At 67.1% G+C, this 13,764-nt stretch carries 14 protein-coding genes; 8 read left to right on the top strand and 6 right to left on the bottom strand.

The features are described 5' to 3' along the window. Positions 1–19 precede the first annotated feature (19 nt). From rpmJ to truA, 6 genes are all read left to right on the top strand, one after another. The gene (gene rpmJ, locus ACIHFB_RS35675) at positions 20–133 is read left to right on the top strand and encodes a 50S ribosomal protein L36 (RefSeq protein WP_003998809.1); all 114 of its coding nucleotides are present in this window, start codon (positions 20–22) and stop codon (positions 131–133) included. Between the two features lie 190 nt (positions 134–323). After that, positions 324–704 (top strand): 30S ribosomal protein S13, encoded by a 381-nt coding sequence (gene rpsM, locus ACIHFB_RS35670; protein ID WP_053753917.1) that lies wholly within the window; start codon positions 324–326, stop codon positions 702–704. Between the two features lie 69 nt (positions 705–773). Further along, positions 774–1,178, top strand: a complete 405-nt coding sequence (gene rpsK / locus ACIHFB_RS35665) for a 30S ribosomal protein S11 (protein ID WP_003956432.1) — start codon at positions 774–776, stop codon at positions 1,176–1,178. A 119-nt stretch (positions 1,179–1,297) separates the two neighbouring features. After that, positions 1,298–2,320 (top strand): DNA-directed RNA polymerase subunit alpha, encoded by a 1,023-nt coding sequence (locus tag ACIHFB_RS35660; protein ID WP_003966937.1) that lies wholly within the window; start codon positions 1,298–1,300, stop codon positions 2,318–2,320. Between the two features lie 84 nt (positions 2,321–2,404). Next, the gene (gene rplQ, locus ACIHFB_RS35655) at positions 2,405–2,911 is read left to right on the top strand and encodes a 50S ribosomal protein L17 (RefSeq protein WP_365281079.1); all 507 of its coding nucleotides are present in this window, start codon (positions 2,405–2,407) and stop codon (positions 2,909–2,911) included. An 82-nt stretch (positions 2,912–2,993) separates the two neighbouring features. After that, positions 2,994–3,851, top strand: coding sequence for a tRNA pseudouridine(38-40) synthase TruA (truA, locus tag ACIHFB_RS35650; protein WP_365281076.1), 858 nt, complete (start codon positions 2,994–2,996; stop codon positions 3,849–3,851). A 6-nt stretch (positions 3,852–3,857) separates the two neighbouring features. On the opposite strand, the gene ACIHFB_RS35645 is transcribed toward truA, so the two are convergent. The 6 genes from ACIHFB_RS35645 to ACIHFB_RS35620 form a co-directional block, all read right to left on the bottom strand. Then, positions 3,858–5,882, bottom strand: a complete 2,025-nt coding sequence (locus tag ACIHFB_RS35645; RefSeq protein WP_365281073.1) for an acyltransferase family protein — start codon at positions 5,880–5,882, stop codon at positions 3,858–3,860. 35 nt (positions 5,883–5,917) lie between these two features. Further along, positions 5,918–7,015, bottom strand: coding sequence for a sugar phosphate nucleotidyltransferase (locus ACIHFB_RS35640; protein ID WP_400129077.1), 1,098 nt, complete (start codon positions 7,013–7,015; stop codon positions 5,918–5,920). Positions 7,016–7,030: 15 nt separating this feature from the next. Next, a complete protein-coding gene (locus ACIHFB_RS35635) occupies positions 7,031–8,260 on the bottom strand; it encodes a glycoside hydrolase family 113 (protein ID WP_365281067.1) in 1,230 nt (409 codons plus the stop codon). Between the two features lie 21 nt (positions 8,261–8,281). Further along, positions 8,282–9,643 carry a glycosyltransferase family 2 protein gene (locus tag ACIHFB_RS35630; RefSeq protein WP_400129076.1) on the bottom strand — a complete coding sequence of 454 codons (1,362 nt, stop codon included), beginning with the start codon at positions 9,641–9,643 and terminating at the stop codon, positions 8,282–8,284. A 344-nt stretch (positions 9,644–9,987) separates the two neighbouring features. Continuing rightward, positions 9,988–11,328 carry a glycoside hydrolase family 26 protein gene (locus ACIHFB_RS35625; protein ID WP_400129184.1) on the bottom strand — a complete coding sequence of 447 codons (1,341 nt, stop codon included), beginning with the start codon at positions 11,326–11,328 and terminating at the stop codon, positions 9,988–9,990. Positions 11,329–11,418: 90 nt separating this feature from the next. Continuing rightward, a complete protein-coding gene (locus tag ACIHFB_RS35620; RefSeq protein ID WP_365281061.1) occupies positions 11,419–12,309 on the bottom strand; it encodes a hypothetical protein in 891 nt (296 codons plus the stop codon). A 293-nt stretch (positions 12,310–12,602) separates the two neighbouring features. Between ACIHFB_RS35620 and rplM the strand changes: the two genes are divergently transcribed. Then, on the top strand, positions 12,603–13,046 hold the full coding sequence (gene rplM, locus ACIHFB_RS35615) for a 50S ribosomal protein L13 (RefSeq protein WP_365281058.1): 444 nt from the start codon (positions 12,603–12,605) through the stop codon (positions 13,044–13,046). Positions 13,047–13,088: 42 nt separating this feature from the next. Further along, a complete protein-coding gene (gene rpsI / locus ACIHFB_RS35610) occupies positions 13,089–13,610 on the top strand; it encodes a 30S ribosomal protein S9 (RefSeq protein WP_365281055.1) in 522 nt (173 codons plus the stop codon). Positions 13,611–13,764: the final 154 nt, after the last annotated feature.

Raw genomic sequence — 13,764 nt, 5'->3', positions numbered from 1 at the left:
GACCCGGAGAACCTCACCAATGAAGGTCAAGCCGAGCGTCAAGAAGATCTGCGACAAGTGCAGGGTGATCCGCCGTCACGGTCGGGTCATGGTCATTTGCGAGAACCCGCGCCACAAGCAGCGCCAGGGCTGACGCAAGACCGAACCTCTGCATTCGCAGACTTCGCGCGACGTAAGCAGTACATGTTCATACGCGGAATCCAGGGCTGAGAAGCATCAGGCCTGATACCCCCGGTCGGAGGCCGGGGACCCAGTTCGTACCTCGTACGGCGGCTGGGAATCGATTCCGCGTCAGACCTCCGAACGACAACTGGAGCCATTGAATGGCACGCGTTTCCGGTGTTGACATCCCGCGCGAAAAGCGTGTGGAGGTCGCCCTCACCTACGTGTTCGGCATCGGCCGGACGCTTTCGCAGCTGACGCTGGCGGAAACGGGCATCGACCCGAACACCCGTGTTCGCGACCTCTCCGAGGAGCAGCTCGTCGCGATCCGCGAGTACGTGGACAACAACATCAAGACCGAGGGTGACCTCCGTCGTGAGGTCCAGGCCGACATTCGCCGCAAGGTGGAGATCGGCTGCTACCAGGGCCTCCGTCACCGTCGTGGTCTGCCCGTCCGCGGTCAGCGCACCAGCACGAACGCTCGTACCCGTAAGGGCCCGCGTCGCGCCATCGCCGGTAAGAAGAAGCCGGGCAAGAAGTAGTCCGCAGCGGACAACGCTTCATCAGCGGTCTTCGCTGTAGGACCGACCACCTCCCCGTAGGAGTAATAGATGCCCCCCAAGGGTCGTCAGGGCGCTGCCAAGAAGGTGCGCCGCAAGGAAAAGAAGAACGTCGCTCACGGCCACGCGCACATCAAGAGCACGTTCAACAACACGATCGTCTCCATCACGGACCCGTCCGGCAACGTGATCTCCTGGGCCTCCGCCGGCCACGTCGGCTTCAAGGGCTCCCGGAAGTCCACGCCGTTCGCCGCGCAGATGGCCGCCGAGTCGGCTGCCCGTCGCGCCCAGGAGCACGGCATGCGCAAGGTCGACGTGTTCGTCAAGGGCCCGGGTTCCGGTCGTGAGACCGCCATCCGTTCGCTCCAGGCGACGGGTCTCGAGGTCGGCTCCATCCAGGACGTCACCCCGACCCCGCACAACGGCTGCCGTCCGCCGAAGCGCCGCCGCGTCTGACGCACGGCTGCTTGGTCTGAGGTTTTCGGGCGGTATGGCTCTTCGGAGTCGTATCGCCCGTACCCTTGTAACAAATCAGGGCGTCAAATAGCGGGCGCCCCTGACAGAAGGATCGCAACATGCTGATCGCTCAGCGTCCCTCGTTGACCGAAGAGGTCGTCGACGAGTTCCGCTCCCGGTTCGTGATCGAGCCGCTGGAGCCGGGATTCGGCTACACCCTCGGCAACTCCCTCCGCCGTACGCTCCTCTCCTCGATCCCCGGCGCTGCTGTCACCAGCATCCGGATCGACGGCGTTCTGCACGAGTTCACCACCGTGCCGGGCGTCAAGGAGGACGTCACCGATCTGATCCTCAACATCAAGCAGCTGGTCGTGAGCAGTGAGCACGACGAGCCTGTGGTGATGTACCTGCGCAAGCAGGGTCCGGGTCTGGTCACCGCCGCCGACATCGCGCCCCCGGCCGGTGTCGAGGTGCACAACCCCGACCTCGTCCTCGCCACGCTCAACGGCAAGGGCAAGCTGGAGATGGAGCTCACGGTCGAGCGCGGCCGTGGCTATGTCTCCGCCGTTCAGAACAAGCAGGTGGGCCAGGAGATCGGTCGTATCCCGGTCGACTCCATCTACTCGCCGGTTCTGAAGGTCACGTACAAGGTCGAGGCCACGCGTGTCGAGCAGCGCACCGACTTCGACAAGCTGATCGTCGACGTCGAGACCAAGCAGGCCATGCGTCCGCGTGACGCCATGGCGTCCGCCGGCAAGACGCTGGTGGAGCTGTTCGGTCTGGCGCGCGAGCTCAACATCGACGCCGAGGGCATCGACATGGGTCCGTCCCCGACGGACGCCGCCCTTGCCGCCGATCTGGCGCTGCCGATCGAGGAGCTGGAGCTCACCGTTCGGTCGTACAACTGCCTCAAGCGTGAGGGCATCCACTCCGTGGGTGAGCTGGTCGCGCGCTCCGAGGCCGACCTCCTGGACATCCGTAACTTCGGTGCGAAGTCCATCGACGAGGTCAAGGCGAAGCTGGCCGGCATGGGCCTTGCCCTGAAGGACAGCCCGCCCGGATTCGACCCCACGGCCGCTGCCGACGCCTTCGGCGCCGACGACGACGCGGACGCGGGTTTCGTGGAGACCGAGCAGTACTGATCGGTCATTGCCGGTGAGCATCCGCTCATCGGGTTCCTGACCCCGGTACCTGACACGGCCGGGGCAGACACACAGGAGATAGAAATGCCGAAGCCCGCCAAGGGTGCCCGTCTGGGCGGCGGTGCCGCGCACGAGAAGCTGCTTCTCGCGAACCTCGCGAAGTCGCTGTTCGAGCACGGCCGTATCACCACCACCGAGGCCAAGGCCCGTCGTCTGCGGCCGTACGCCGAGCGTCTGGTCACCAAGGCGAAGAAGGGCGACCTTCACAACCGCCGTCAGGTGCTCCAGGTGATCACGGACAAGAGCATCGTGCACACGCTCTTCACCGAGATCGGCCCGCGCTACGAGAACCGTCCGGGTGGCTACACCCGTATCACCAAGATCGGTAACCGCCGTGGCGACAACGCGCCCATGGCTGTCATCGAGCTGGTCGAGGCGCTGACGGTTGCGCAGCAGGCCACGGGTGAGGCCGAGGCCGCGACGAAGCGTGCCGCCAAGGACGCGGAGGCGCCGGTTGTCGAGGACACCAAGGTCGACGTGACCAAGGCCGACGAGGCCGAGGACGCGGCTGAGGAGTCCAAGGACGCGTAAGCGTCTGCCCCTTTGGGGCGATTGCGGGTCCGTTCCTTCAATGGGACGGGCCCGCTTTTTGTGTACCTGAGAGGATCTCTGTGTGAGTGATGAAGCAGCGGCCGGGCATGTTCGTGTTCGCCTCGACCTGTCCTACGACGGGACCGAGTTCTCCGGCTGGGCCAAGCAGGCCGGTGGGCGCAGGACCGTGCAGGGGGAGGTCGAGGACGCGCTGCGTACGGTCACGCGGTCGCGGGAGACGTATGAGCTGACCGTGGCCGGGCGTACCGATGCCGGGGTGCATGCGCGGGGACAGGTCGCGCATGTCGATCTGGATCGGGAGGTGTGGGGGGAGCATCGCGAGAAGCTGCTCAAGCGGCTTGCCGGGCGGCTCGCCAAGGACGTTCGTGTGTGGGCCCTGCGGGAGGCGCCCAGCGGCTTCAACGCACGGTTCTCGGCCGTCTGGCGGCGCTATGCGTATCGCGTCACCGACAATCCGGGTGGCGTTGATCCGTTGCTGCGCAGCCACGTCCTCTGGCACGACTGGCCGCTCGACGTGGACGCCATGAACGAAGCGGCTCAGCGGCTGCTCGGGGAGCACGACTTCGCCGCCTACTGCAAGAAGCGCGAGGGCGCGACCACCATTCGTACGCTTCAGGAGCTGAGCCTGGTGCGGGGCGAGGACGGGATCATCACCGCGACCGTGCGGGCCGATGCCTTCTGCCACAACATGGTGCGGTCGTTGATCGGGGCGTTGCTGTTCGTGGGGGACGGGCATCGGGGGCCGGAGTGGCCGGGCAAGGTGCTCGCTGCCGGCGTACGGGATTCGGCCGTGCATGTCGTACGGCCGCACGGGCTGACGTTGGAGGAAGTCGGTTACCCCGCCGACGAGTTGCTGGCCGCGCGGAGCAGGGAGGCGCGGAACAAGCGGACGTTGCCGTCGGCGGGGTGCTGCGGGTAGCGGGGGTCAGCCGGCCAGGACCTTCTTGAAGGTCGGCTGGAGGAAGGGCACCAGGGATCGCGCGTAGCTGCCCGTCATGTGGCTGTAGTCCCAATAGACCACGTGTCCGCCGATCACGGCCGGGCAGTATCCGTCCGCGCAGAACGCGGGAATCGTGTCGATGACCTTGAACCCGTACTCCTCGGCCACTTCGCGTTCCATCAGCCGGAATTCGGCGCGGTCGACGATGTTCTCAGCCTTCGGGCTGCACTTGGAGAGCTTGTCCGAGTTCTCCGCCAGGCAGTCCGGGACGTTGAAGTTCGGATACGGCGTGTCCGTGAGATAGACGAGGTTCGCGCCCGTGGCCTTGAGCGTCTTGAAGGTCTCCTTGGCGCCCTCGCGTGTGGTGGTCGACTGGACGCGGTTGGTTACGACGATGACGTCCGGGTCGATCTCGTCGATCTTGTCGAGGGCGGTCTTCCGCCAGCTCGTGCACTCGGTGTACTCCCGCCCGAGGTCCTCACGAGTGATCTTGTAGACCTCGGGGGTGCAGCCGCTCTTGATCACCGTGATGACCTTGACGTGCAGCTTGAGGCCGAGCGCGTTGAACGCGTTGCCCCACTGATAGGCGTGCGAGTCACCCAGCAGCACCATGGTCCTGTCGGCTTCCTTGTCGCCCATGACGCACTCGTCGCGCAGGGAGTAGCCGGTGATCAGCAGGTCGTCGATGCAGCCGTGGTCGCCTCGGTCGTCCGGAGCGCTCAGCAGTGCCTTCTCGCTGATTTCGGGCCGATTCACCTTGGTCACGGCCTGCTCCACCGACCCGATGCCGCCGAAGCCCGCGGCGGCGGCGCTGCCGGAGGTCGCGAGCGAGAGGTTGAGCGGCACTTGCAGGGCGAGTGTCGTGGCGACGGCGGCGGTGGCCGTCAGCGTTCCGCCGGTGAGGATGCCCCGCCAGGGGCTGAGGACGAGCTTCACGTTGTCCCTGAAGCGCTTCTCGACGATGTAGTGCATCGCGATCGCCAGGAAGAAGGAGAGGAACGCCACCCGGAAACGGTCCGAGTACGTGAACTTCCGATCGAGAACGTGCGGCCAGAGGATCAGAACCGGCCAGTGCCAGAGGTACCAGCCGTAGCTGACGTTACCGATGAAGTTGAAGACGGGGTTGTCCAGGAGCTTCTCCGCGCCGAAGCCCGGGTTGGCGCAACCGCCGGCGATGATCATCGAGGCGCCGAGCACCGGGCCGGCTACGGCATATCCCGGCAGCGGGGTCTCGTCCGTGATCAGCATCGAGGTGACGAGGAGGGTACCGAGGCCCAGCCAGGAGACGACCCCCGCCAGCCCCACGGGCATGCGGGACAGGAATCTGGCGCTGAGTGCGAGCAGGACGCCGAACGCGATCTCCCAGATACGGCTGGGGGTGCTGAAGTAGGCGAGGGGCTGGTTCGTCTCGGTCTGTGTGTAGCCCAGGTAGAACGATCCGCCCACCACGGCCATCAGGAACACCGCGACCAGGAAGCGGTTGCGGAAGATGAGGCGACTGATCCAGGCCACGGCGACGAGGGCGATCGGGGCGATGACGTAGAACTGTTCCTCGATGCCCAGCGACCAGAAGTGCTGGTACGGGGACTGGCTGCCGTCGTTGGCGAAGTAGTCGGTGCCGTTCTCGGCGAGGCGCCAGTTGATGATGCTCAGCGAGGCGGCGAACCCGTCGGACATGTAGTCACGGAAGACGAACGGGCTTGCGTAGATCCATGACAGGACGGCCGTGGCGATGATGGTGATGGCGGCGCCCGGGGCGAGTCGTCGGAAGCGACGCGCCCAGAACTTGCTCAGTGACACCTTGCCCGTCTTGTCGATCTCGGCGAGGAGCTGGCTGCCGATGAGGAAGCCGCTCAGGACGAAGCTGACGTCCACGCCGCCGTGGATGTCGAGGATGCCGACGTGCATGCTGACGACCATCATGATGGCGACGGCACGCAGGCCCTGAATGTCCGGCCGGTACTTGCGAAGAGGCTCTGTCTGCGCGGCCGTTGAACGATGGCGGGTCACGGTTCTCCAGTAACTGTCCGGGCGGGCCGGCGACTTCAGTGGACCGTCGGGCAGGCGACAGCCGTACCGCTGACGCGCACACCCTGGGCAGGAATGCGGATGCCGCACGACAGCCGAAGCCGGGCGGGAAGCTCGTTCTGGGCGCCGACGTGGGCGTGGCAGCCCACCACGACCTCGTGCAGGAACGATTCACTGCCGATCGAGGAGTCGTGGTCCACCACGGACTCATGGATCCGGGCGCCGCCGGCCACGGTGACCTTCCCGCCGATGATGGAGCGGTCGACGACCACATGTGCGCCGATGACGGCGTGCGGACCGATCGTCGAGCCGCCGGTGACGCGGGCGGTCGGGTCGACGGTGGCCGTGGGATGGATCAGGGCCTCGGCGGGGCGACCGACCAGGGGAGAGGTCGCCTTGCCGGTGATCAGGTCGGCGGACCCGTGGACGAAGGCCAGCGGTGTGCCGAGGTCCCGCCAGTAGTCGGCCGTGGTGTGGCCGAACACACGACGGCCCTGGGCGACGAGCTGCGGGAAGGTCTCCTGCTCGACCGAGACCTCGCGGTCGGCCGGAATGGCGTCCAGCACGGACCGGCTGAACACATAGCAGCCGGCGTTGATCTGATCGGTGACGCACTCCTCGGCCGTCTTGGGCTTCTCCAGGAAGGACAGCACCCTTCCGGACTCGTCGGTGGGGACCAGGCCGAAGGCGCGCGGGTCGGCGACCCGGGTGAGATGCAGGGTCACATCCGCTGCGTGCGCCTCGTGGTGCTCCAGGATGGCGCGCAGGTCGACGCCGGACAGGATGTCGCCGTTGAGGATCAGAACAGGCGCGTCCGACGTGCCGCGCAGCAGACGGGCCGCGTTGCGGATGGCGCCGCCCGTGCCGAGCGGGACGCTCTCGACGGCGTAGGAGATCTGAAGCTCCTGGGAGAAGTCCTTGAACTCCTCCTCGAAGAGACTGGCGAGATATGAGGTGGCGAACACCACATGCTCGACCCCGGCGTCCATCAGCTTGGCGATCTGGTGCCGGATGAAGGACGAGCCCGCGACGTTCAGCAGCGGCTTCGGGGTGTGGTTCGTCAGGGGGCGCAGGCGGGTTCCCTTGCCGCCCACCAAAATGATGGCTTCTTGCATGATTGCCTCGCTCGGTCAGTTGGCGGTGTCGGTCCCAGGGCCTGCGTAATCAGAGGAGAAGCAGGACTTGATGGCCTTCTCGGTGAGAGGGCGCCCGGCGAAGTCGAGCCGGGAGGCGACCTTGTCGTCCGGCTTCGAGTTCGGGTCGTCGTCGAAGTAGATCGACCACCAATAGACGCCGCTCATCTGCCGTTCCTGGACGACCTGGCAGACGGCGGTGTACCAGTTGGCCTGCACCTGGGGGTTGACCGCGCGTTTGGTGTAGAAGTCGCCGGGCGCCTTGTAGGCGCCCTTCATCGCGCCGATGCCGGCCTCGGCGACGGTGATGTTGGGCAGCGGGCCGGTGGCCTTCTTGTCCAGCCAGTCGTTCCAGCCGTCGACCAGCGTCTCGACGGGCGCGGTGTCGGCCACCTTCACGGGGAAGTAGGCGTCCACGCCGAGGTGGCTGACCGGCATGTTGATGCGGCCGGAGACGTAGTTGTCCCAGTTGGCGTCGTAGGCGACCTCGCCGGCGAAGGTCTTCTCGGCGGAGGCGACCAGGGCGTCCCAGCGGCTGTCGCCCTCCATCGAGTTCAGCTCGGTGCCGATGACGAAGGTCGCCGCCTGCTCACTGTGCGCCGCCTTGAGGTACGGCGTCAGGAACTTCTTGTACGACGCGAACCAGGCGTCACGGTCGGCCGGGTCGATCTTTCCGCGCCAGCCGCCGTTGTCCACATCGAGGGACGTCTCGTCCATCAGCGGCCGTACGGTCGTGCGCAGCCCGGCCTCGTGGAAGATCCGCAGGACACTGGCGAGCCGCTCGGGGGTGGGCGTCTTGCCGCCCCCGCTGATCCTGGTGGAGTCTAGGTCGCCGGTGAAGAAGGGGAAGCTCACGCTGACGGAGTTGGCGTGCAGGCCGACCAGGTAGTCGGAGTGCAGTCTGGCCTGCTTCTCGACGTACTCGGTGGAGTGCTTGGGGTTGTCCTCCCAGTAGAGCTGGACGCCCCACTGCGGCATGCCCTCCTTCCACTCCTTGTCCACCTTGGCGATGTCCGCGGTGGCCGGGGTCGAGGAGTCCGGGTCGGTGGTGCCGTCGGAGGGGGCATCCGTCCGCCCGGTGTCCTCGCCCTTGAGGACGAGGTCGGGCAGGACCGAGCCCGACTCCCAGCGCAGCGGATGGTCACCGGCGACGAAGGGGACCGCGATCACGAAGGAGATGACGGTTACGGGCAGCACGGCAAGCAGAGGCAAGCGGGCGCGCTTCATGAGGTGTCTGTCTCTTCCGGGTCAGGCGGGCTTGGCGATGACGACGAACTTGTTCTCCTCGCGGCGGATGAACTTCCACAGACCCTTGATGCCGCCGATCCCCTCGATGAGGGAGAACAGGGGCAGCATGAGGATCACCGCGAAGGGCTCCCACCACTTGCGCCGGCCGTTGGCCGAGGCGATCGCGTTGAGCCGCAGCCCTTCCCAGTACGCCCAGATCACATAGGCGAAGCTGATCGACCACAGCACGACGACCGACTGGGTCACGGGGGAGGTGTTCATGTCGCCGATGAACCAGGCCACGAAGACCACGGTGCCGACGTGCTGGAGCGGGCCCAGGATCCAGCTCGTCACGCAGATGGTCAGGAACCAGCGGTAGCGGAGCGGCACCTTGCGGTTGAAGCAGAGGGCGACCAGGCCCCAGGCCCAGCGCTCACGCTGCTTGATGAAGTCCTTGGAGTTGGCCGGCGAGGCGCCGTAGCAGCGGCCGTTGAACCAGTCGCTGCGGCCCGGATAGATACGGCAGAAGGTCAGGGCCAGCCGGGCGTCCTCGACGATCTCCTTGGGGCCGAAGTCCCAGCCGATCTCGGCCTCGATGGACGCGCGGATGACGAGGAGCTCGCCGTGCACGCCGGCGGCCGGCGTGCCGAGTCCCGTGAAGGCGCGGAAGCGTGCGATGTCGTCCGCCGGGCGAATGGCGTCGGCGAACCACGTGAACATGCTGACCGCGTTCTCCCGCGGGTACGTCAGGATGCCCTGCGCCATGTGCTTGACCTCGTCGGGCGTGGCCCGGCGCTGGCGGTTGATGAACTGGGCGAGCGACGCCGCGGTGTCGGGGCCCACGCCGGTGTCGTCGTCCATGTGCAGCACCCAGACGTTCTCCAGCGCCTCGCCCTCCTCGATGCGCAGCTCGTGGGCGTAGTTGTTGGCGCGGGCCTTGAACCGGGTGCCGTTCCTGGTCTCGTAGACCTTCGGGACCGTGACCACACGGATCAGGGGGCTGGTCGCCGCCAGCGCGTCGATCCGGTCGGCGGCCTCGCAGCCCTCCTCGGTGAGGACGTCCACCCGCATGTACGGGAACCACTCGGGGAGGTGCTCCACGTAGGACAGGACGGAACGTTCCAGCGCCGGGTAGGTGTCGTGCCGGCCGATGGTGGGCACCAGCGTGATCAGGAAATCCTGCTCCACCGGGGCGGGCGGGGTCATCAGATGCGCCTTGCGGTTCCGGCGGCGGATCAGGATGAAGCCCTGAATGGACACGAGTACACCCGGGACCGGCAGCGCCCAGCAGATGGTGATCAGCCAGGCCAGCGGTGACTCGGACGGTGTGTACGACCAGAGGCTGAAGACGAGCAGCCCTACCAGTGGAATGAGGAACGGCATAATCCCCGGCCGCCACGCAGCCGTGCGTTTGGCCAGTTTCTGATTGTGCCGCGAATGCGGCACACCCCCGTCAACCAGTGTCGATGCCATGACGACTGCGGAACTCCCGTGAGATCGGTGGTGCGTTGAGGCAGCGACAGATCTCAGCCGTGGCACGCCGGAGCGCAGCACGGCACGTTCACTCTGGGATCCCCACCCCTCAACGCCTCATTGGCGTCAGCCGGCCATTCGCCGCTCAGATGCCCCCCCAGGCGCCCAAACAAAATTGGCCGAACAAGGGCACGATACTCGCATGCGTGTCGGGTGCATGGAACAGGTGTGAGGGAGATGTGTTCAAAAGTTAATCAAGTGAAGTCTTGCGCCGTGATCACGCGGGACGAGTAGTACGTCCGTTTCACGTCGTCTGCGGTGTTCTTCCTCCGGGGCGTGGAGATGTTGTCGTACGACAGCGCCTGCCCCCACACCGTCCACAGCACCCACGGCGTCCTGGTCAAAGTCTTCGGCTGCGCCGCGTTGAGCGGTACATGGAAGGACTCCGAGACGATCCGGGGCCTGCGGAACTCCTCCAGGCCGCGATGCCACACCTCGGTCCAGGCTCCGCCGCCGAACGGCTCGGCCGGGGTGTCGCTGTAGTCGTCGACACCGACGATGTCGACATAGCGGCCGCCCGGGTAGTACGCCCCGGGTTCCCGGCCGTAGGTGCCGTCCCAGGAGTTCGGCGCCCACACGAAGATCAGGTTGTGCAGGCCGCGACGGTGCACGAGGTAGTCGTACGTCAGCCGCCACAGCGTCCGGAACACGGCCGGGTCCTGGCCCGCCCACCAGAAGCCGCGGCCGGGCGCGGTGTTCATCTCGTGGTACGGCCGCAGCAGCACCGGTACGCCATGGTCGGCGAGGTAGCCCAGGTGGTCCGCGAGGAAGGCGAGGTCGCGCAGCAGGTCCCGGTGCTCGGCGGTGCCCCGGCTCACGACCCTGGCGAACCAGCGGGGGTCCTTCGCCGCGGGTGAGTTGCGCAGGAGGGTCTGCTCGAAGCCCTTGACGGGGCTGCCCGGGTACGGCTGGTGGAAGGAGAACCCGACCAGGCCCGCCGGAGCGCCCCCGTTGTGCGGCAGGGCGACCTCGGTTCCGGACGCGCACTCCCGGTGCGTGCCGGAGGGGCGGTACGAGCCGTCGGCCGCCCTGGGCAGTCCCGCCCACACGCCGACGGCGAGGTCCACGGCGTCCTCGACGTACCCCCAGGACGGGCGGCAGCCGGGCCAGGAGCGGGAGTAGGAGCGGCTCTGGCCCACCGCCCAGCCGGGCCGGCCGTAACCGGGGCCCAGGTCCAGCTCCACGAAGCCGGGCAGGCGGCCGGTGATGTCACGGGCCTTGCGGTAGTAGTAGCCCGGCGGCTTGGTGCCGCGGTAGTCGCCGTACCGCGCGTTGTACCGCTCGTTGTGCAGCTCGACGTGCTGGCCGATCACCGTGCGGCTCGGGCGGCCGCGGCGCGCGGTGTTCTCCAGGTGGGCGAGCATGGCGTACACCCGGCGCGCCTCGGGGGTCGCCCCGGGGTCCCGGTCCCGCAGATCGGTCGGCACCGCGCGGGGCCCGGCAGGTGCCTCCCGGTCACGCCAGGCCCACACTCCCAGCGGGGCCAGCAGTGCGCTGCCCGCCGCGGCCCCGAGCAGCCCGATCCGGCCTCGCATCCGCACGGCCCCCGCCCCCTCCCCGACACGACGTGCGGTGATTGTCCCCCGACGCCGGAGGCTCCTGCGGGCGGGGGAGAGGGAGAAGCGCTACTCGTTCGCCGCCGCCGAAGCCTGCGCCTCGCCCCGCCGCCGGATCTGGCGGAACGTGAACTCGGCCAGGTCGTCGCCGATCTGGAAGACCTTCGTGTCCTTCGTCGTGACGTCCTTGCCGTTGAAGAAGCCGGCGACGGTGAAGTAGGCGTAACGGCCGTAGGAGTTGGTGGTCGTGCGGCACAGGGCGGAATTGCAGAAGGGCTTGACGCCACCGCCCGACAGGGACGCGATGATGCTCTTGTCGTCGGCCTGTCCCTTGGCCTTCGTCGCCTTCGCCTCGGTGTCGAAGACGGCCACGCCGACCGTCACCGCGACACCGTCCTTGAGGTAGGTGACGCGCAGCATGCGGGTGCAGCCGTTGGCGGTGAGGACCTTGCCGAGGGTGCCCTGATCGTTGACGGCCGACGCGCAGTTCTTCGTGTCGGCCGTCGGGCCCTTCTTGTACACCGTCTCGCCCATGGTCAGCTGCGTGCCGGGGAAGAGGATCTGCGCACCGAGCGGAGCGGTGTCCTTGCTCTTGGTGGCGATGAAGTCCTTCGGATCCAGCGGCGGCGGCGCGCTGGTCGGCGCGAACGACGGGTCCGTCGCGCCGGAGGCGCTCGGGATGTCCGCGGTCGACGGCAGCTGGGAGGACGGGTTGCCGGACGCCTCGCTGTCGCCGTTCGCCGACACCACGGCCACGGCGACCGCGGCACCTATCGCGACGGTGGCCAGCGCGCCGCCGCCGACGAGCAGCAGTCTGCGACGCTTGTTGCGCGACTCCGACGCCTCGGCGAGCGCAGCCCAGTCCGGTGTCCGGGTGTCGCCGTCGCTCCACGGCTGCTGCTGCGAATTCGGTTTCCAGGGGTCCCACTGGGACTGAGGACCCCCCTGCCCAAAGCTCATGGGCCGCATCTTAGACGGGGTCGCAACCCGCGTGTCGCCCAGTCTCACGGGTCACCGCGGCATCGCAGGCCCGACGCCGTTTTGACCCGTCCGGGGCGGCGCGGGTACCCTTGCAGTTCGTTATGCGTATTGGCTTGGTCGCTCTCAGGCGAGAGGCCCTTACGTAGGTTCCCTGGAGCAGTTACCAGTGGGCGGCATACGGGCATCGTTCCCGGCACTGTCGTCCCCAGCTGCACGATCGCTTCAGTGATGCCATGTGTCAGCACCCATCCACTGAAGAAGAAGGCTGCGAAGTGCGTACGTACAGCCCCAAGCCCGGCGATGTGACCCGCCAGTGGCTCGTCATCGACGCGCAGGACATCGTCCTGGGCCGTCTGGCCTCCACTGCGGCGTCCATCCTGCGCGGCAAGCACAAGCCGATCTACGCGCCCCACGTCGACACCGGTGACTTCGTCATCATCATCAACGCCGACAAGGTGCACCTGTCCGGCAACAAGCGGACCCAGAAGATGGCGTACCGCCACTCCGGTTACCCGGGTGGTCTGCGCTCCGTCCGCTACGACGAGCTGCTCGACAAGAACCCCGAGAAGGCCATCGAGAAGGCCGTCAAGGGCATGCTCCCCAAGAACACCCTGGGCCGTCAGATGCTCACGAAGCTGAAGGTCTACTCGGGCGAGAACCACCCGCACGCTGCGCAGCAGCCGGTTCCGTTCGAGATCACCCAGGTCGCGCAGTAAGTCCGGCCACCCCCTAAGACTGAAGAGAATCTGAGGAGAATCGTGGCCGAGACCACCGTCGAGACGCCCGTCGAGGGCGAAGAGATCGTCGACATCGAGAGCTACACCACCGAGTCCGAGGTGCCCGTCGAGGGCGAGTACACCTCGGAGTCCGTGGCTTCCCGCTTCGGCGAGGCCCAGCCGGCCGCCGGCCTGGGTCGCCGTAAGAACGCCATCGCCCGCGTCCGGATCGTCCCGGGCACCGGCAAGTGGAAGATCAACGGTCGCACCCTCGAGGACTACTTCCCGAACAAGGTGCACCAGCAGGAAGTCAACGAGCCGTTCAAGGTCCTCGAGCTCGAGGGCCGCTACGACGTCATCGCCCGTATCGCGGGTGGCGGCGTCTCCGGTCAGGCCGGCGCCCTGCGCCTCGGCGTGGCCCGCGCTCTGAACGAGGCCGACGTGGACAACAACCGCGGCGCCCTGAAGAAGGCCGGCTTCCTCCGTCGCGACGACCGTGCGGTCGAGCGCAAGAAGGCCGGTCTGAAGAAGGCCCGCAAGGCCCCGCAGTACAGCAAGCGCTAATCACCGCGGCGTCTGCTCGTACTCCGAACGCCCCGGCGGCACGCCATAGTGCCGTCGGGGCGTTCGTTTATCACAGCCATGGGCGTATAACGACACAAGACGCTCAAAGGCTGGCGTGATCGGATGCTTTCCAAACAGGGGTTTCATCAGATTC

Origin of the sequence: Streptomyces sp. NPDC051963, assembly GCF_044593495.1 — a bacterium.
GTDB lineage: Bacteria > Actinomycetota > Actinomycetes > Streptomycetales > Streptomycetaceae > Streptomyces.
The sequence above is the reverse complement of the archived record's forward strand: the minus strand, read 5'-3'. Positions and strand labels throughout refer to the sequence as shown.

Bases quoted from the DNA above. Each gene is read 5' to 3' on its own strand.
- rpmJ (WP_003998809.1), top strand. From the start codon at position 20: ATGAAGGTCAAGCCGAGCGTCAAGAAGATCTGCGACAAGTGCAGGGTG.
- rpsM (WP_053753917.1), top strand. From the start codon at position 324: ATGGCACGCGTTTCCGGTGTTGACATCCCGCGCGAAAAGCGTGTGGAG.
- rpsK (WP_003956432.1), top strand. From the start codon at position 774: ATGCCCCCCAAGGGTCGTCAGGGCGCTGCCAAGAAGGTGCGCCGCAAG.
- ACIHFB_RS35660 (WP_003966937.1), top strand. From the start codon at position 1,298: ATGCTGATCGCTCAGCGTCCCTCGTTGACCGAAGAGGTCGTCGACGAG.
- rplQ (WP_365281079.1), top strand. From the start codon at position 2,405: ATGCCGAAGCCCGCCAAGGGTGCCCGTCTGGGCGGCGGTGCCGCGCAC.
- ACIHFB_RS35640 (WP_400129077.1), bottom strand. From the start codon at position 7,015: ATGCAAGAAGCCATCATTTTGGTGGGCGGCAAGGGAACCCGCCTGCGC.
- ACIHFB_RS35635 (WP_365281067.1), bottom strand. From the start codon at position 8,260: ATGAAGCGCGCCCGCTTGCCTCTGCTTGCCGTGCTGCCCGTAACCGTC.
- ACIHFB_RS35630 (WP_400129076.1), bottom strand. From the start codon at position 9,643: ATGCCGTTCCTCATTCCACTGGTAGGGCTGCTCGTCTTCAGCCTCTGG.
- ACIHFB_RS35625 (WP_400129184.1), bottom strand. From the start codon at position 11,328: ATGCGAGGCCGGATCGGGCTGCTCGGGGCCGCGGCGGGCAGCGCACTG.
- ACIHFB_RS35620 (WP_365281061.1), bottom strand. From the start codon at position 12,309: ATGAGCTTTGGGCAGGGGGGTCCTCAGTCCCAGTGGGACCCCTGGAAA.